Source organism: Qipengyuania gelatinilytica, from assembly GCF_019711315.1.
Lineage (GTDB): Bacteria > Pseudomonadota > Alphaproteobacteria > Sphingomonadales > Sphingomonadaceae > Qipengyuania > Qipengyuania gelatinilytica.
Genome location: NZ_CP081294.1, coordinates 1,777,272 through 1,794,828 on the forward strand (window position 1 = coordinate 1,777,272; position 17,557 = coordinate 1,794,828).

Genomic DNA, 17,557 nt, shown 5'->3' on the forward strand with positions numbered 1-17,557 from the left:
AACCCGCGCAATGGCGAAAAAACGCTCCCTGTTCTCCCGCTGGTGGTTCTGGCTGCTCGTCCTTGTCGCAGCCCTGCTCGCCACTGCCTGGCTGGCCTGGGGCGAGGGTCTGAGAAAGACCGGCGAGACCGGCACGGCCTATGCCGCGCGGGTGGCGTGTTCGTGCCGTTATGTCGCCGGACGCAGCCTCGAAGATTGCGGCAAGGACAAGCTGGAAGGCATGGAACTGGTCATGCTGAGCGAAAACGAGACTAGTCGCAGCGTCACCGCTTCGATCCCCTTCGTTGCCTCGGACACGGCCAGCTATCGCGAAGGCTACGGCTGCGTGCTGAAGAGCTGGGAAAACTGATCAGGCCTCGTCGGCAAGGAAGGCGGCGTAGGCGCCCTTGAGGCCTTCCTCGAGAGATACTGACGGTTTCCAACCCATTGCACGAAGGCGCGAACTGTCCATCAGCTTGCGCGGGGTGCCATCGGGTTTAGACGTGTCGCATTCGATCCATCCTTCGAAGCCGACGGTCTGGGCGACCAGTGCCGCAAGATCGCGGATCGTGATCTCCTCGCCCGATCCGACATTGACGTGCTGCGCTTGCGAATAATTGGCGAGCAGGAAGATGCAGGCATCGGCCAGATCGTCGACATGCATGAATTCGCGCAAAGGGGTGCCGCTACCCCAGATCGAAACGCTGCCTTCGCCCGCCCGCTTCGCTTCATGGAAACGGCGGATCATGCCCGGGATCACGTGGCTTGATTGCGGGTCGTAATTGTCGCCGGGACCATAGAGATTGGTCGGCATGGCAGAGATGAAATCGCAGCCATATTGCTCGCGATAGGCGGCGGCGAGCTTCAGTCCGGCGATTTTTGCAATGGCATAGGCCTCGTTGGTCGGCTCCAGCGCACCGGTCAGAAGCGCCGCTTCTGTAATCGGCTGTTCGGCAAACTTGGGGTAGATGCAGGACGAACCGAGGAAGAGCAGCTTGCCGGTCCTGACCCTGCGTGCCGCCTCGATCACATTCGCCGCGATGGCGAGATTGTCGTAGAGAAATTCGCCCGGCTGCTCGCTGTTCGCAAGGATCCCGCCGACTTTTGCCGCGGCAAGGATGACCGCATCGGGCCGGTTATCGGTGAACCATTCCCGCACCTCGGCCTGTTCGCGCAGGTCGACACTGCGATCCGCCGTCAGGACTTCGCAGTCTTCGCGCGCCAGCCTGCGCACCAGCGCGCTGCCCACCATGCCGCGGTGCCCCGCGACATAGATGCGCTTGCCCGCCAGTGCGTAGGCGCTCACGCCGGACTGTCCTTCAGCGCAGCCATGTCCGCTGCAAGCATTTCGCGCGCCAGTTCGCGTACGGGCGTCTCGGCCTCCCAGCCAAGCTGCGCCTTGGCCTTCGACGCGTCGCCGAGCAGGAAATCGACCTCGGTCGGGCGGAAATAGCGCGGATCGATCTCGACGAGGCATTTGCCGGTCTTTGTGCAGAAACCTTTTTCGTCTTCGCCTTCGCCGCGAAATTCCAGGTCGATCCCGGCATCTTCGAAGACCCAGCGGGTGAAATCGCGCACGCTGACGGCCTGTCCGGTCGCCAGCACGTAATCGCCCGGCTGGTCCTGCTGCAGCATCATCCACATGCCGCGCGCATATTCGCGGGCATGGCCCCAGTCGCGCCTTGCATCGAGATTGCCGAGGAAGAGCCTGTCCTCGCGGCCCGCGGCAATCGCCGCCACCGCGCGGGTGATCTTGCGCGTCACGAAAGTCTCCCCGCGAACCGGGCTTTCGTGGTTGAACATGATCCCGCAGCTGGCGTGCATGTTGTAGGCTTCGCGGTAGTTCACCGTGATCCAGTGCGCATAGAGCTTGGCCACCGCATAGGGACTGCGCGGATAAAAAGGGGTGGTCTCGGTCTGCGGCGTTTCCTGTACCATGCCGAACATCTCGCTGGTCGAGGCCTGGAAGAAGCGCGTGTGGCCTTCCAGCTTCAGGATTCGGATCGCCTCGAGCAGGCGCAGTGCGCCCAGCGCATCGGCATTGGCAGTATATTCGGGCGTTTCGAAGCTGACCTGTACATGGCTTTGCGCAGCAAGGTTGTAGACCTCGTGCGGCTGCACTTCCTGCATCACGCGGATGAGATTGGTGGCATCGGTCACATCGCCGAAATGCAGGTACATCTGCGGATCGGGATCGTGCGGATCCTCGTAAATGTCCTCGATCCGCCCGGTGTTGAAGGAAGACGAACGGCGCTTGAGGCCGTGGACCTCGTAGCCTTTCTCCAGCAACAGGCGCGCAAGATACGACCCGTCCTGACCGGTCACCCCGGTGATCAATGCCCGCTTGGCGCTCAACCCGTTTCTCCTTTTATGGCGCTGCGGTAATTCGGGGGCTGCCTATTTGGCAAGCGCCTCCTCGGCGTAAAGGCGGGTAGTGGTGTCGATCCAGCCACCTCCCACCACCCTGTCGCCGGCGTAGATCACTGCGGCCTGTCCCGGGGCGACGCCATATTCGGGCGTCTCGAAACGGATCGTCGTGCTGGCATTGTCGCCCAGGGGCCCGTCGAGCGTGATCGGCACGGGCTTGGCGAGACTGCGGACCTTGGCGGTCAGCGGCATGTCGGGAAGCGGGCCGATACGGTTCGTCTCGATGAGGTGCGCTGCACTCACCGCGAGCATGCGCTTCGGGCCCACCTTCACCTGCGCCTGTCCTGCATCGATGCCGACCACATAGAGCGGTTCCGGCTGGCCGCCGATATCGAGACCGCGGCGCTGGCCGACGGTGTAGTGGATCACGCCCTTGTGTGCGCCCAGCTTCTCGCCCGTCGCGGCATGGACGATTGCGCCCTCGCGTGCGCCTTCGGGGCGCATCTTCTTGACGATCTTGGCGTAGTCGCCGTCAGGCACGAAGCAGATGTCCTGGCTGTCGGGCTTGGCTGCATTGCACAGGCCCGCCGCCTCGGCCAGTTCGCGCACTTCCGCCTTGGGCAGTCCGCCGAGCGGAAAGCGCAGGTAATCGAGCTGGTCCTCGGTAGTGGCGTAAAGGAAATAGGACTGGTCGCGCGCCGGATCGACCGCGCGGTGCATCTCTGCTCCTGCAGGCCCCATCACCCGCCGGACGTAATGGCCCGTCGCGAGGCAATCGGCACCCAGCTCGCGCGCCATGGCGAAAAGGTCGGTGAATTTCGGTCCCATGTTGCACCGGATGCAGGGCACCGGTGTGCGGCCGGCGAGATATTCGTCGGCAAAGGTCTCGACCACGTCTTCGCGAAAGGCGCTTTCGTGGTCGGAGACATAATGCGCAATGCCGAGCCTGTCGGCGACCGCGCGTGCATCGGCGATATCGTCGCCCGCACAGCAGGCGCCCTTGCGGCCCGTGGCTGCACCGTAATCGTAAAGCTGCAGCGTGATGCCGATCACTTCCGCGCCGCTTTTCGCCGCGAGCGCCGCGACGACCGAGCTGTCGACGCCGCCCGACATGGCGACCACGATCCGGCACTCGCTGGCCGGGCGCGGAAGATCGAACAGGTCTGCGGCGCAGGCCGCATCGAGAAGACGGGATTCGGGCATGGCGCGCCCCTTACACATGTGCGCGCGCATCCTCCAGTATTTCCCGATTTTCCGCCGGGCCCGATGTTTCACAGAGTCTTTACCATACCGGCGTATTCCCACTCTCATGTTCGAGGGGCACATCAACAAAGAGACATTCTCGCAACCGCGCGAGTCGGGGGTTTTGCGCCAGTTTCGCTGGACCGACCTCGTCGCACGCCTGTCGGCGACTCGGGAATTGCGGGAAGAACTGAGCAAGGGCGAAGGCGGAGGTTTCGAAGCCTTCGGCGAAGCGCGCCGTGAAAGCGACGAAGAAAGTAACCGGCCCGTTAACCAAACTGATTTATCGCATGGCAAATCAAGCGGGTTAGGCAGTGCTGGAACCGCAACTGGTGCGGTGCATGGCGACCGAGAGAAATAGATGATCGAAAATCAGGACATCCGCCCTGCACAGGTAATCGGCCCGCTTGGTGAGCCGCTGACCCTGGCTGACTTGCCGAAGCCCTCGACCAAGCGTTGGGTGGTTCGCCGCAAGGCCGAGGTCGTGGCGGCCGTCAATGGCGGCCTGCTGACGATCGACGAAGTGCTCGAGCGCTATGGCCTCACGCTGGAGGAATTCGCTTCCTGGCAGCGCGCGGTCGATCGTTCCGGCATGCAGGGTCTTCGCGTCACCCGCATCCAGCATTATCGCGATCTTTACGAGCGTCAGTTCAAATACTGAGTGCTCACTTTCGGCCCCGAGCCTTTGAAAGCTGGGGCCAAAACCAAGATTTACAGGAACACGCGCTCATCACCCGCGTTTCTCTTATCGTTATCCCGTTTTGGGATTGAAGAGGAGAACAGGGTTATGGAAGGCGAAGGCGTAGGAATTTTGGTAATGATCGTGGTAGGCGGCATAGCCGGCTGGCTTGCGAGCCTCGTTATGAACCGCGATGCGTCCATGGGAATCATCTGGAACATTGTCGTCGGCATCGTCGGCGGGTTCCTCGGGGGTTTCCTGCTCGGAGGTCTGATCGGAATTGGCGGTTGGATCGGCTATCTCATCACCGCCTTCATCGGTGCGGTTGTGCTGCTGCTGATCGCTAACTTTATCCAGCGTGGTCGCGCCAGGTAACACCTGACGTTAGACTGACGCCTTAAGAAGGGCGGTGCGGGGAAACCCGCGCCGCCCTTTGTCGTGGAAAATAGGCGATTCTTACCCTTCGTCAGGCGTGCTATACCCCCGGTCGAGTGAAGCATTGCCCGCCAGCCTGCATGCAGTAAGGCGGCGATGCGCGCTCTTGCGCTTTGTGATTTAGTGAACTAACACACTTCACCAGCAATGGCCGCGACCAGGATGGGGCAGGCAAATGACGTATGAATCCGATATCAAGGCACAAGGTGAGGAGCCCGTGGCCGTGACACTCGATGGAAGGACTTTCGACGGGCGCGACGAGCCCCGTTCGAAGAAGAGCCTCTATATCCTGATTGCACTGGTCGTTCTTGCGGCAATCGTTGCTCTTTATGTTTTCCTGACCATGGGTGCGGAAGAAGAGGTGGCCGATCGCGGCGCGCAGGCTCCTGCGATCACCGTCGTTTCGCCCGGCCGTACGACGGTCGAAGGCCAGATCGTCGCGACCGGCGTCCTTGCCGCACGTCGCGAGGCACCCGTCGGCGTTGTCGGCGAAGGTGGCCGGGTCGTCTCGATCCCCGTCGAAGCCGGTGACTGGGTCCGCCAGGGCCAGGTCCTCGCCGTTATCGACCGCTCGGTCCAGTCGCAGCAGGCGCGCGCCGCCGCCGCACAGATCGAAGTGGCGCAGGCCGATGCCAATCTCGCGCAGTCCAATCTCGACCGCGCTCTCCAGCTGGTGGAGCGCGGCTTCGTCTCGAAGGCCGACGTCGACCGGCTCACCGCGACCCGCGATGCTGCGGTTGCCCGTGTCCGCGTTGCGCAGGCCAGCCTGAGCGAACTGCAGGCTCGTAATGCGCGCCTCAACATCGTCGCGCCGTCCGCTGGCCTCGTGCTCGAGCGCAATGTCGAAGTCGGCGCCACGGTTTCGGCTGGTTCGGGCCCGCTCTTCCGCCTTGCGCGCGGCGGCGAGATCGAAATGCTCGCCCAGGTCGGTGAAGAGCAGCTTGCGCGCCTGAGCGCAGGGGTTTCCGCCGAAGTCACTCCGGTGGGTTCGGACAAGAGCTTTACCGGCCAGGTCTGGCAGGTTTCGCCGACGATCGATACCCGCAACCGTCAGGGCACGGCGCGTATCGCGCTGTCCTACGATCCTGCACTGCGCCCGGGCGGTTTTGCCACGGCCCGCATCCTGAGCGGCACGACCACGGCACCGCTGCTTCCCGAAAGCGCGGTCCTCTCCGACAGCGAGGGCAGCTTCGTTTACGTCGTCGACGATGAAAACAAGGTCCAGCGCATGGCGGTGGAGACCGGCATGGTCACCAGCGAAGGCGTGGTCATCGAAAGCGGTATCAGCGGGAACGAGAAGATCGTCCTTCGCGCCGGCGGCTTCCTGACCGAAGGCGAAACCGTCAACCCGCGTTCGGCCGACGACTAAGGGGCGCCAAGCCATGAATTTCCGCAATATTTCCGCCTGGTCGATCCGCAACCCGGTCATTCCGCTGGTTGCCTTCACCGCGCTGCTGCTCGCGGGGATCCTGAGCTTCGTCCGTATGGACGTGGTGAATAATCCGGATATCGAATTCCCGGCCGTCAATGTCACGATTTCGCAGCCCGGCGCCGCGCCGACCGAAATTGAGAACCAGATCACCCAGCAGGTGGAAGCGGCCGTCCGTTCGGTCAATGGGGTCAACAAGATCACCTCGACCGCGCGCGAAGGCAGCTCGAACACCTTCGTGGAATTCGAGATCGGCACCGACCCGAACAATGCCGTTGCGGAAGTGAAGAACGCGATCGACCGCGTCCGCGGCAGCCTGCCTGACGGGATTCTCGAACCACGTGTCGAGAAGGTCGAGATCGCCGGCGGCTTCCTCGGCATCTATGCCGTCGAAGCCAACGACATGACGATCGAGCAGCTTAGCTGGTTCATCGACGATACCGTGGCCAAGCAGCTCCTCTCGATCGACGGCATGGCCGAGGCGGGCCGTTTCGCCGGCGTGAACCGCGAAATCGAGGTCATTCTCGACCTGCCCAAGATGCAGGCCTACGGCGTCACCGCGAGCGAGATCAACTCGGTCCTGCGCCGCGACAACCTCGACGCGGCAGGCGGCATGGCCGAAGTCGGCGGCACGCGCCAGTCGGTCCGCGTGCTCGGCAACACCGGCACCGCTTTCGAACTTTCCAATCGCCAGATCCGCCTCTCCAATGGCACCACGCTCAAGCTTGGCGATGTGGCGACCGTGCGCGACGGTTATTCCGAACGCACCTCGATCTCGAAGGTGCGCGACCAGGAAGTCGTCAATTTTTACATGAGCCGCGCCAAGGGCGCCTCGGACGTCACCGTTTTCGAAGCAGCGCAAAAGAAGATCGCAGAGATCGAAGCGGCGAACCCCGATGTGAAATTCATCCAGCTGTTCGATACGGTCAAATACACGAAGGACCAGTATTCCAGCTCGATTGCCGCGATGATCGAGGGCGCGATCCTCGCCGTCGTCGTCGTGTTCTTCTTCCTGCGTGACTGGCGCGCGACCTTCATCTCCGCCGTCGCCATCCCGCTTTCGGCCATCCCGACCTTCTGGTTCATGGACTTGCTCGGCTTCAACCTGAACCAGATGTCGCTGCTCGCCTTGGCGCTGGTGGCCGGCGTGCTGGTCGACGATGCGATCGTGGAGATCGAGAACATCGTCAGACACATGAGGATGGGCAAGACGGCCTACCAGGCCTCGATCGACGCCGCCGACGAGATCGGCCTGCCGGTGGTTGCCACCAGCTTCTGTATCGTCGCGGTCTTCCTGCCGGTCGGCCTGATGCCCGGCGTTACCGGCCAGTTCTTCAAGAACTTCGGCCTCACCGTGGTCGTCGCGGTGCTAATGAGCCTTGCGGTGGCACGTATGATCACCCCGATGCTCGCAGCCTATTTCCTGCAGGCCAAGGGTCATGCCTCGCATGGCGAAGGCAAGTGGATGGACCGCTACATGAGCGTCCTCCACTGGTCGCTCGAGCGCGGCAAGATGCACAAGCGCCGCGATGGCGTGACGCCGCCCAAGCGCCGCTGGGCCTATGCGCTTTCGCTGCTGTTCACCACGCTCATCCTGCTCGCTGTCTCGGCAGTCGGCGTCTTCATGAGCTTCAACGCCCTCGAAGGCCTGCAGATTCCTCAGACGCTGGCGAATGCAGCAGCAGAGGAAGAGACCTTCCTCCATTCGCTGATCATGCGCCCGCTGCAGCTCGTCCAGCTCGGCGTGGCGACTGCTGTGGGGTTTGCCATTGCGCTCGGAGTGCTGAAGGGTCTCGGCTTCGTGCTGCGTTTCCTCGGCCAGCGCCTGTCCCAGAGCTGGCGCTATCTCGAAGCGCGCTTCTACGACCACCGCGTGTGGATGCTGGGCGTGGGCTGGTTCGCATTCATGCTGACCATCCTGTTGTTCGGCCAGACGCCGTTCCAGTTCAATCCTGAAGTCGACGATTCGACCACGCAGGTCCGCATCGAGATGGTCCCGGGCACCACACTGGAAGATACCGAGCGCGTGGCTGACCGTGTCGCCGCCCTGCTGTACGAACAGCAGGAAGTCGAACGCGTTCTCGAGCGTGTGTCGGAAGGCAGTGCGACCCTGTACATCACGCTGTCGGAAGACCGTGAGCGTCCGTCCTACGTCTTCACCCGTGATCTTGCTCCGACCCTGTCGAGCATTCCCGATGCGCGCGTGCGCTGGAACAACATGAACGGCCCCGGTGGCGGCGGAAGCGGCCGCGATCTCTCGATCATGCTGGCGGGTTCCGATCCGGTGCTGCTCAATGACACGGCCGCCCAGCTGGTCGAGGAGATGAAGGATCTCGACATGATCGTCGCGCCGCGCATCACGGCCGACGTCCCGCGTCCCGAAATCCTGATCCGTCCGCGTCCCGAGCTGATGGCAGATCTCGGCGTATCGACCGCCGCTGTCGGCCAGGCGATCCGCATCGCGACCATGGGCGAGATCGAGCAGAATGCGGCCAAGTTCTCGCTTTCCGATCGCCAGATCCCGATCACCGTGCGCCTTCCCGAAGAAGCGCGTGAGGATATCACGACGATCCAGAACCTGCCGGTCCCGACTGCCAATGGCACCTCGGTCCCGCTCGGCCGGATCGCGGACATTTCCTTCGGTGCAGGTCCCACGACCATCCAGCGTTACAACCAGAACCGCCGCGTGCTGATCGGTGCCGATCTTGCCAGCGGCGTGCTGCGCGGTAACGCGATGGAGCGGGTCAATGCCCTGCCGACGCTCACCAACCTGCCGCAGGGTGTCATCCGCGACCAGGTGGGCGAGGACGAGCTCCAGCAGGAACTGCTCGACAACTTCGGCATCGCACTGCTTGCAGGCATCCTGCTCGTGTTCGCGGTTCTGGTGCTGCTCTATAAGCGACTGATGAGCCCGCTGGTCAACATGACCTCGCTGGCCCTCGCGCCGCTCGGCGGTATCTTCCTGGTCTGGATAGTCGGACAGCCGCTGTCCTTCCCAGTCCTGATCGGCGTGCTCCTGCTGCTCGGCATCGTGTCGAAGAACTCGATCCTGCTGATCGACTTCGCGATCGAGGAGATGGACAAGGGCACCCGCAAGATCGATGCGATTATCGATGCCGGACACAAGCGCGCGCAGCCGATCGTCATGACCACGGTCGCGATGACCGCCGGCATGGTGCCGACCGCGCTCAGCCTGTCGGGCGATGGCGCCTGGCGCGCGCCCATGGGCACGGTGGTGATCGGCGGCCTGATCCTGTCGACCCTGCTGACGCTGCTCATCGTCCCGGCGGGCTTCAGCCTTGCCGACGGCTTCGAGAAGCGTGCCGGACCGTGGTTGCGGAACAAATTCCTCACCTATCGTCCGGGTGACGAGGACAAGCTTGCCGGATCGAAGGGCAACCAGCCCGGGATCGAACCGGCGGAGTAATCGTCACCTAGGTTATGGGGCGGCCACTCGAACCAAGCACACTGACGGGCGGGACGCCGCTCCCGCCCGATCGCGCCCGCGCCATGCGCCGGACCGCTACGGGAATGCTGGTCCTGATGGCGGCGATCTTCATCTTCTCGGCGCGCTATCTCGAAGTGCATCCGGCATGGGGCTACGTCCATGCCTTTGCCGAAGCGGCGATGGTCGGCGGCCTAGCCGACTGGTTCGCGGTCACGGCATTGTTCCGCCGGCCGCTCGGCCTGCCGATCCCGCACACTGCGATCATCCCGGAAAACAAGGACCGCATCGCCGATACGATGGCGGGCTTCCTGCGCGACAATTTCCTCACCCCGCAGGTCGTCGCGCGCCGGATGGCCGCGATGAACCTCGCCGGGGCCGTGGGAAGCTATCTCGCCGACCCCAAGGCGCGCAACGATGGCCGCGTGCGCGCAGGGGCGGGCGAGCTGGCAGTCGAGGTGCTCGAATCGCTCGACCCGGACCGTCTCGGCACGCAGGTCCGCAGCGGCCTGGCCGCGCAGATCGAGAAACTGGAAATCGCGCCTTTGCTTGGCGGCATGCTCGAGGCGATGATTGCAGACGGTCGCCACAAGCTGGTGATCGACAAGATCATCCGCTGGGCAGGCCTCGTCCTCGAAGACAATGAAGGCATGGTGCGCGACATGGTGCACAAGCGCGCCAATGCCGTGCTGCGCTTCACTGGGCTCGACGAACGGCTCGCCAATTCCGTGATCGACGGCCTCTACAAGCTGCTCGCCGAAGTGCTGGTCGATCCCGAACATCCGCTGCGCGACAAGATCGAGGAAGGCCTCGAGGAACTCGCCAAGGGCCTGCGCGAAGATCCGGAAATGCAGGAGCGGGTCGAGCGCATGAAGGTCGAACTGCTCAACAACCCGGCCATTGCCGACTGGTGGCAGGGCGTATGGGAGAGGATCCGCGCACGCCTGATCAAGAGCATCCGCGAGAGCGGCGGCACGGGCAGCGGCTACATGGGCGAAACACTCGCCGAACTGGGCTCCGCACTACGCGACGACTTGCGCCTGCAGCAGCAGGTCAACCGCTTTGCCCGCCGTACGGCCGTAGGCATCGCCACGCGGTATGGCGACCAGATCGTGCAGCTGGTGTCGGAAACCGTCCGCCGCTGGGATGCGACGACGCTGACCGGCCGAGTGGAAGGCGCTGTCGGCCGCGATCTCCAGTTCATCCGTATCAACGGCACGCTGGTCGGCGGGCTGGTAGGCGTGACACTACACGGCCTGATGGCGATCTTCGCCTAGGCCGTTCCGGTCAGTCGTGGCGGATGGCGAAGCCGTGCGCGTCCGCCGAGAACGGGCGCTGCCCACCAGCGGTGAGATAACGTACCTGCTGGAAGGCGAAATCGGTCGCCGGATTACCCTCGGCATCCATGGCGGGATCGAAACGCGCATGCTCCTTCATCGCATCACAGGCTGCGTCGCGCAGGACCTTGGCGGTCAGGAAATTGGTGACGTGGCAATGCACGACACGTCCGTTTCCATCGACGATCAAGCGTAGCGGAACCATGCCGTCCCACCCTTTGCGAACGGCCTCCTTCGGATAGCCGCGCTGGATCGCCTCGGCCAGTCTGCCGACGTCCAGCAGCTTGACGTGCTTGTCGAGTTTGGAATGGGCGTCGAGGTCGAGGCCGAAATCCTTCAGCCTGTCGGTCACGCAACTATCGAGTGCCGAGATCGCCTGATCGATTGCACGGGTATGCAGCGTCGTCTTGGTCCCGCGCGGATCGACGATCACGAAATCGGTCACCTCGCTTGCCTCGAGCCGTTCTTCGCCCTCGTCGGGTTCGGGGAAAAGGCGGCCGGCAAAGACAACGCCGTCGCGCTCACCGATAGACGCTGCCGCCACGCGGTCGAACCGGTGGAGCTTGTCGCTGGGCAGGAAGCCAGCCTCGAGCGAACCGCTGCCTTCGAGGATCGGTGCACCGATAACCGCAAACTGGACTGCCGAGCGCGGGTGGATGCGCTTGATCGAAAGCGTGACGCGTCCGTCGCCCCTTACGAAGTCCCGCGTGACCGAGCACCCGTCCTCCAGGGTCGACAGGCGCCACTGCCCATCGGGCTTTAAAGCTTCCGGCGCATCCGGTTCGACGGCCATTGCGCTGCTCGCCAATGCCGCTCCGGCCAGGAGGGGTAGAGCGAACTTGCGCATTCTAGCGCACCATCCGGTACACGATCCGGTTGGTGAGATAGGTTCTCACGGGCTGGCCAGCGGCATCGCGCGCCGGCTCGATCTTCGCATAGCGCTCGAAGGCCGTGCAGGGATGGCCGCCAAGTTCGAAGTCATCCGCAGCCGTCTGGTTGAGGAGGACGCAATTCTCGATTTTACCTTGCGTGTCGATAGTCATGCGAAGGTGAAAGTCTGCCTGCGCGCCGCGATTCAGGGCTGCATTGGGATATCGATCGGCGACTTCGCGCACGACGGTCTTCATGTTCGTCACTTTCGGCGGGCTGGCAACGCTGCGCTGCTCCGCAATGTCGAAGCCCCAGAACTCGACGAGGTTTTCCATGCACACGTTCATCGCAGCGAGCGGAGCATCGAGCGCTCCGAGATGAAGCCGCACTGGCGTACGACCGCGCTGAGAGATGGTCAGCCATTCGACAGCCGCCGCACCTTTGGCGTCGAGTTCGGGCAAGCTGCGCGGATTAGAGACGTAATCGGGCTCTTCGTCCTGGTCGCCGGCCTCTTCCTCGGCTGCAACGAAGCCGCTCGAATGCTGGATGGCACTCCCGAATTCGCCGAATGACGATGCGAGGAGCTCGAATTCGCCGGTATCACCGCCCTCGCTGAACTCGAACCCGGTCTTGCGGCCATTGCGGTATTTTTCGAAGGCAGGGCCTGCGACGGTCCAGCTTGCGGATGTCGACGGGTCCCACTGGTCGATCACGAAGATCGTCTGGTTCTCACCCTCGCCGAACAGCCGCGCGATGCGGCACTTGTGTTCGCCCATGTCGAGATTCCACTGGCTCGACGGCTTGAGTACGACGATCTCCGGATCGTCTTTCGCCGAGGCGGCACTGGCTGCTGCCAGACAAGTTATCGCGAGCAAAGGCGATATGGATTTAACGAGCGACCGCATAAAAAACCCCTCCGAACCAGTATTGGTTCGAAGGGGTCTGTATTACATCAGAATTTGCGTCAAAGCTTTTCAGTAAGCTCCGGCACGATCTTGTAGAGATCGCCGACGATGCCGATGTCGGCGACCTGGAAGATCGGGGCGTCTTCGTCCTTGTTGATCGCGATGATCGTCTTGGAGTCCTTCATGCCGGCAAGGTGCTGGATCGCGCCAGAGATGCCGATGGCGATGTAGACTTCCGGTGCCACGATCTTGCCGGTCTGGCCGACCTGGTAATCGTTGGGGACATAGCCCGCATCGACCGCGGCGCGCGATGCGCCGATGCCTGCGCCGAGCTTGTCGGCGAGCGGCGTGATGACCTGCTCGAAGGTTTCCGCGTCCTTGAGCGCACGGCCACCCGATACGATGACCTTGGCGCTGGTGAGTTCCGGACGGTCGCTCTCGGCGATTTCCGCGCTCACGAAGCTGGAGGTGCCAGCATCGCCTGCGCCCGAAATTTCTTCGATCGTGCCCGAACCGCCTTCGGTGGCTGCCTTGTCGAAGGCGGTGCCGCGAACGGTGATGACGAGCTTGGCGTCGGAGCTTTCGACTGTCGCAATCGCGTTGCCGGCGTAGATCGGACGGGTGAAGGTCTTGTCGCCTTCGACCGAAAGGATGTCCGAAATCTGCATTACGTCGAGCAGGGCTGCGACGCGCGGTGCGATGTTCTTGCCGGTGGTGGTGGCGGGCGCAACGAAAGCGTCGTGGTGGCCCATCTGATCGGCGATCAGCGGGGCGACGTTTTCGGGAAGGGCGTGCTCGTAAGCCGCATCGTCGGCGAGGTGGACCTTGCCCACACCGGCAACCTTTGCAGCCTGTTCCGCCACTGCGCGGCAGCCCGAACCTGCGACCAGCAGGTGGACTTCGCCCAGCTTGCTGGCGGCAGTCACGGCAGCCAGCGTTGCGTCCTTCATCTCGGCATTGTCGTGTTCGACCCAGACGAGAGTTTTCATAGTTCTGTTCCTTTCGAAGTCCGGGGTCTTACGCGATGCCGAGCGCTTTGATCTTGGCGACCAGCGCATCGACGTCCTCGACCTTTTCGCCTGCCTGGCGAACCGGCGGCTCGGAGACGTTGGTGGTCTTGAGGCGCGGCGCGGTGTCGACGCCGTAATCGGACGGGCTCTTGGTATCGAGCGGCTTCTTCTTCGCCTTCATGATGTTCGGCAGCGAGGCATAGCGCGGCTCGTTCAGGCGAAGGTCGGTGGTGACGATGGCCGGAAGCGTGAGCTTCACGGTTTCGAGACCGCCGTCGACTTCGCGCTTCACGACGACGCTGTCGCCATCGACTTCGACGGTGTTGGCGAAGGTGCCCTGCGGACGTCCCATGAGGGCTGCGAGCATCTGGCCAGTCTGGTTCGAATCGTCGTCGATTGCCTGCTTGCCCAGCATCACGATGCCGGGGGTTTCTTCCTCGGCAATCGCCTTGAGGATCTTGGCGACGGCGAGCGGTTCGACTTCATCGTCGGTTTCGACGAGGATCGCGCGGTCCGCACCCATGGCGAGCGCGGTACGCAGCGTTTCCTGCGCCTTTGCCGGGCCGATCGAAACGGCGACGATTTCTTCCGCCTTGCCGGCTTCCTTGAGGCGGATCGCCTCTTCGACGGCGATTTCGTCGAAGGGGTTCATGCTCATCTTTACGTTCGCCAGGTCCACGCCCGAGCCATCGGCCTTCACGCGGGGTTTGACGTTGTAATCGATCACCCGCTTGACGGGGACGAGGATTTTCATGCGAGTTACCTTCCTCTCGATAGAAACTGTGGCGCCCACCTAGCTTGCGTTTACGTAAACGTCAAGTTGGGCGGGCCGAGTGCTTGCTAAGATAAGGCGGGCCGCTAGCGAGTGTTCCCGCGAGGCCTCTAGCCTCCGCCTAAAAACGAAGGGCGGACACCGTTTCCGGAGCCCGCCCTGCTTTTCGTAATCCGACTTTTGCAGCGATTTAAGCCGCCTTCTTCACCTCTGCCACGATCTTGCGCGCGGCGTCGCCAAGATCGTCTGCCGGAACGATCGGCAGGCCCGAGTTGGCGAGGATTTCCTTGCCCTTCTCGACATTGGTGCCTTCGAGGCGGACCACCAGCGGCACGTCCAGTTCGACTTCCTTGGCGGCGACCACGATGCCTTCGGCGATGGTGTCGCAGCGCATGATGCCGCCGAAGATGTTGACGAGGATGCCCTCGACCGCCGGGTCCTTGAGGATGATCTTGAACGCCGCGGTGACCTTCTCGGTCGTCGCGCCGCCGCCTACGTCGAGGAAGTTCGCCGGGAAGGCGCCGTTGAGCTTGATGATATCCATCGTCGCCATGGCGAGGCCTGCGCCATTGACCATGCAGCCGATGTTGCCGTCCAATTTGATGTAGGCGAGGTCGTATTCCGATGCCTCGACTTCGGCCGGGTCTTCCTCGGTCTCGTCGCGCATCGCTTCCACGTCCTTGTGGCGGTAGAGCGCGTTGCCGTCGAAGCTCATCTTGGTGTCGAGGACGAGGAGGTTGCCTTCCTTGTCTTCCACCAGCGGGTTGATCTCGAGCATTTCCATGTCGAGGTCCATGAAGGCGGTGTAGAGCTGCTTGGCGAGCTTCTGCGCCTGCTTGTTGGTGTCGCCCGTCAGCTTGAGCGCGAAGGCCACCGCACGGCCGTGGTGGGGCATGAAGCCCTGCGCCGGATCGATGGTGATGGTGGTAATCTTCTCTGGCGTCTCATGCGCGACGTCCTCGATGTCCATGCCGCCTTCGGTCGAGGCGATCATGGCGACCTGGCCGGTGGCGCGGTCGACCAGCATCGAAAGGTAGTATTCCTTTTCGATGTCGACGCCGTCGGTGACATAGAGGCGGTTGACCTGCTTGCCTTCGTCGCCGGTCTGGATCGTCACCAGCGTGTTGCCGAGCATTTCCTTGGCGTTGGCTTCGACTTCCTCGATGCTCTTCGACAGGCGGACGCCGCCCTTGGCATCGGGGCCGAGTTCCTTGAACTTGCCCTTGCCGCGGCCACCGGCGTGGATCTGCGCCTTCACGACATAGAGCGGCCCGGGAAGCTGTTTCGCGCCTGCGACCGCTTCTTCGACGGTCATTGCTGCGTGTCCTGCGGGAACGGCGATGCCGTATTTCGCGAGGAGTTCCTTGGCCTGATATTCGTGAATGTTCATCGGGGGTCTGGTCCTTCGCGCAGATGCGCGGTTTGGGTGAAGGGAGTCGCGGTGCGCATAAGCATACGTAGGCCCGCTTGAAAAGTGCCGTTTTCCGGTGCAGGGCGACCGAAATCCCATGATCGACAGCAAACGACTCGAATCTATTGTCGCTGAAGCCGGCAAGATCGCGCATGGCCTGTGGCCCGGCGCGGGTGCAGAGCTGCGCTCGTGGGAAAAGGAGCCGGGCAGCCCCGTCTGCGAGGCTGACCTCGCCGTAGATGCCTTCCTCAAGCGCGAGCTTGGCGCGCTGCTGCCCTCGGCGGGATGGTTGTCCGAGGAAACCTCCGACGATCCTGCGCGGCTCGACCACGATCTCATCTGGATGGTCGATCCGGTCGACGGGACGCGCGACTTCATCCGCGGCCGCGAAGGCTGGGCGGTCTCGGTGGCGCTCATCAGTAACGGTCGGCCGTTGATCGGCACGCTCTGCGCCCCTGCGCGCGGTGAAGTCTGGCAGGCGGTTGCCGGCCAGGGCGCGACGCGCAACGGACAGAAGCTCATCGCATCGACCCGCAGCGAATTTGCAGGGGCCCGTGTTCCTGCAGCAGACCTGATGAAGCAGGACCGCATGCTGACCAAGGTCGACCAGCCCAACTCGATCGCCCTGCGGATCGCGATGGTGGCTGCGGACGAGGCCGACCTCGTGGCGACGCTGCGCTGGGGTTTCGAATGGGACATTGCCGCAGCAGGCCTGATCGCGCGCGAGGCAGGCGCAGCCGTCTCCGACAGCTTCGGCCGCAAGCTCAACTACAACAAGCGCGACCCGCGCGCCTTCGGCGTGGTGGCAAGCGCACCTGCGATCCATGGCGCGACCATCGATCACCTCGCCGAACGCGCGGCGGCGGTTTCCTCCAGAACCAAGTAATAAGGGGAACCGGCTGGTTGGCCGGCTCCCCTTACGCGACTTTCCGAAGGTCTCGGATCAGCCTTGCCCTGTTACGGGCGCATCTGCATCAGTTACCCTGTGCAGCATCCACGTCATCCTGGTCGAACGGGATGATCTTGATTTCGACGCGGCGGTTGAGCGGTTCGTTCACTCCGTCGGCAGTCTTGATCTTAAGGTGCTCGTACTGCTCGCCATAGCCTTCCCAGCGGATACGCGACGAGCTGACGCCGCGGCTGATGAGGTAATTGGCAACAGCCTGCGCGCGCTGTTCGGACAGGCGCTGGTTGAGCGAATCCGAACCGGTCGTGTCGGTGTAGCCGTAAACGTCGATCAGGCTGTTGGGATACTGGACGAGGTTGGCAGCGACATTGTCGAGCGTAGCGCGGAACGCGGTGTTGATCGTCGCGCTGCCGGTGGCGAAAGTCACGCCATCGGGCAGGTTCACGAGGATGGCTTCGCCGCCATCGACTTCCGTCACATCGACGCCCGAACCGGCAGTCTGCTCTTCCAGTTCCTTGATCTGCTGGTCCATGCGGTAACCGACATAGCCGCCGGCTGCGCCGCCAGCTGCCGCACCGATGATACGTCCGGTTTTGCCGCCGATCACGCCGCCGAGCAGGCCGCCGGCAACAGCGCCGCCGACACCGCCGAGAACGGTACGCGAAACCTTCTTTTCACCCGTGTTCGGGTCGGTAACGCAAGCCGAGGTGCCAAGCAGGGCGATCGAAGACAGTCCTGCGAGAAAAATCCGTGATGTTTTCATTTTAAA

At 63.0% G+C, this 17,557-nt stretch carries 17 protein-coding genes; 8 read left to right on the forward strand and 9 right to left on the reverse strand.

Annotated elements, in window-relative coordinates; translation table 11 throughout:
* Positions 1 to 10 precede the first annotated feature (10 nt).
* Entirely contained in the window at positions 11 to 349 is a 339-nt protein-coding gene (locus K3136_RS08900; RefSeq protein WP_221429963.1) for a hypothetical protein, read from the forward strand.
* Here the strand turns inward: K3136_RS08900 and fcl are convergent, their stop codons facing one another.
* From fcl to mnmA, 3 genes are read right to left on the reverse strand one after another with little or no spacing between them, the layout of a single operon-like run.
* Positions 350 to 1,285: a GDP-L-fucose synthase gene (fcl, locus tag K3136_RS08905; RefSeq protein WP_282099913.1), complete on the reverse strand. Its 936-nt coding sequence runs from the start codon at positions 1,283 to 1,285 to the stop codon at positions 350 to 352.
* The gene (gene gmd, locus K3136_RS08910) at positions 1,282 to 2,334 is read right to left on the reverse strand and encodes a GDP-mannose 4,6-dehydratase (protein WP_221429964.1); all 1,053 of its coding nucleotides are present in this window, start codon (positions 2,332 to 2,334) and stop codon (positions 1,282 to 1,284) included. The genes fcl and gmd overlap by 4 nt, the downstream gene beginning before the upstream one ends.
* Before the next feature lie 42 nt (positions 2,335 to 2,376).
* Positions 2,377 to 3,549 (reverse strand): tRNA 2-thiouridine(34) synthase MnmA, encoded by a 1,173-nt coding sequence (gene mnmA, locus K3136_RS08915; RefSeq protein WP_221429965.1) that lies wholly within the window; start codon positions 3,547 to 3,549, stop codon positions 2,377 to 2,379.
* A 106-nt stretch (positions 3,550 to 3,655) separates the two neighbouring features.
* On the opposite strand from mnmA, the gene K3136_RS08920 reads away from it, so the two are divergent.
* The 6 genes from K3136_RS08920 to K3136_RS08945 all read left to right on the forward strand — a co-directional run bounded on the left by K3136_RS08920 (position 3,656) and on the right by K3136_RS08945 (position 10,853).
* Positions 3,656 to 3,949: a hypothetical protein gene (locus K3136_RS08920; RefSeq protein WP_221429966.1), complete on the forward strand. Its 294-nt coding sequence runs from the start codon at positions 3,656 to 3,658 to the stop codon at positions 3,947 to 3,949.
* On the forward strand, positions 3,950 to 4,249 hold the full coding sequence (sciP, locus tag K3136_RS08925; protein ID WP_221429967.1) for a CtrA inhibitor SciP: 300 nt from the start codon (positions 3,950 to 3,952) through the stop codon (positions 4,247 to 4,249).
* A 126-nt stretch (positions 4,250 to 4,375) separates the two neighbouring features.
* On the forward strand, positions 4,376 to 4,642 hold the full coding sequence (locus K3136_RS08930) for a GlsB/YeaQ/YmgE family stress response membrane protein (protein WP_221429968.1): 267 nt from the start codon (positions 4,376 to 4,378) through the stop codon (positions 4,640 to 4,642).
* A 235-nt stretch (positions 4,643 to 4,877) separates the two neighbouring features.
* Positions 4,878 to 6,071 (forward strand): efflux RND transporter periplasmic adaptor subunit, encoded by a 1,194-nt coding sequence (locus K3136_RS08935; RefSeq protein WP_221429969.1) that lies wholly within the window; start codon positions 4,878 to 4,880, stop codon positions 6,069 to 6,071.
* Positions 6,072 to 6,084: 13 nt separating this feature from the next.
* Entirely contained in the window at positions 6,085 to 9,558 is a 3,474-nt protein-coding gene (locus K3136_RS08940; protein ID WP_221429970.1) for an efflux RND transporter permease subunit, read from the forward strand.
* Positions 9,559 to 9,641: 83 nt separating this feature from the next.
* Positions 9,642 to 10,853 (forward strand): DUF445 domain-containing protein, encoded by a 1,212-nt coding sequence (locus K3136_RS08945; protein WP_221429971.1) that lies wholly within the window; start codon positions 9,642 to 9,644, stop codon positions 10,851 to 10,853.
* 10 nt (positions 10,854 to 10,863) lie between these two features.
* On the opposite strand, the gene K3136_RS08950 is transcribed toward K3136_RS08945, so the two are convergent.
* The 5 genes from K3136_RS08950 to sucC form a co-directional block, all read right to left on the reverse strand.
* Complete coding sequence (locus K3136_RS08950; RefSeq protein ID WP_221429972.1) at positions 10,864 to 11,760, reverse strand: energy transducer TonB; 897 nt, start codon at positions 11,758 to 11,760, stop codon at positions 10,864 to 10,866.
* 1 nt (position 11,761) lies between these two features.
* Positions 11,762 to 12,688: an energy transducer TonB gene (locus tag K3136_RS08955; RefSeq protein WP_221429973.1), complete on the reverse strand. Its 927-nt coding sequence runs from the start codon at positions 12,686 to 12,688 to the stop codon at positions 11,762 to 11,764.
* 59 nt (positions 12,689 to 12,747) lie between these two features.
* Entirely contained in the window at positions 12,748 to 13,677 is a 930-nt protein-coding gene (locus K3136_RS08960) for an electron transfer flavoprotein subunit alpha/FixB family protein (protein ID WP_221429974.1), read from the reverse strand.
* A gap of 28 nt (positions 13,678 to 13,705) precedes the next feature.
* Complete coding sequence (locus tag K3136_RS08965; protein ID WP_100260154.1) at positions 13,706 to 14,452, reverse strand: electron transfer flavoprotein subunit beta/FixA family protein; 747 nt, start codon at positions 14,450 to 14,452, stop codon at positions 13,706 to 13,708.
* Positions 14,453 to 14,660: 208 nt separating this feature from the next.
* On the reverse strand, positions 14,661 to 15,860 hold the full coding sequence (gene sucC / locus K3136_RS08970; RefSeq protein ID WP_221429975.1) for an ADP-forming succinate--CoA ligase subunit beta: 1,200 nt from the start codon (positions 15,858 to 15,860) through the stop codon (positions 14,661 to 14,663).
* 118 nt (positions 15,861 to 15,978) lie between these two features.
* Between sucC and K3136_RS08975 the strand changes: the two genes are divergently transcribed.
* Positions 15,979 to 16,767: a 3'(2'),5'-bisphosphate nucleotidase CysQ gene (locus tag K3136_RS08975; RefSeq protein WP_221429976.1), complete on the forward strand. Its 789-nt coding sequence runs from the start codon at positions 15,979 to 15,981 to the stop codon at positions 16,765 to 16,767.
* A gap of 88 nt (positions 16,768 to 16,855) precedes the next feature.
* Here K3136_RS08975 and K3136_RS08980 read toward each other — a convergent pair whose 3' ends face one another.
* Positions 16,856 to 17,551 (reverse strand): YiaD family glycine zipper/OmpA-like lipoprotein, encoded by a 696-nt coding sequence (locus K3136_RS08980; RefSeq protein ID WP_221429977.1) that lies wholly within the window; start codon positions 17,549 to 17,551, stop codon positions 16,856 to 16,858.
* Positions 17,552 to 17,557: the final 6 nt, after the last annotated feature.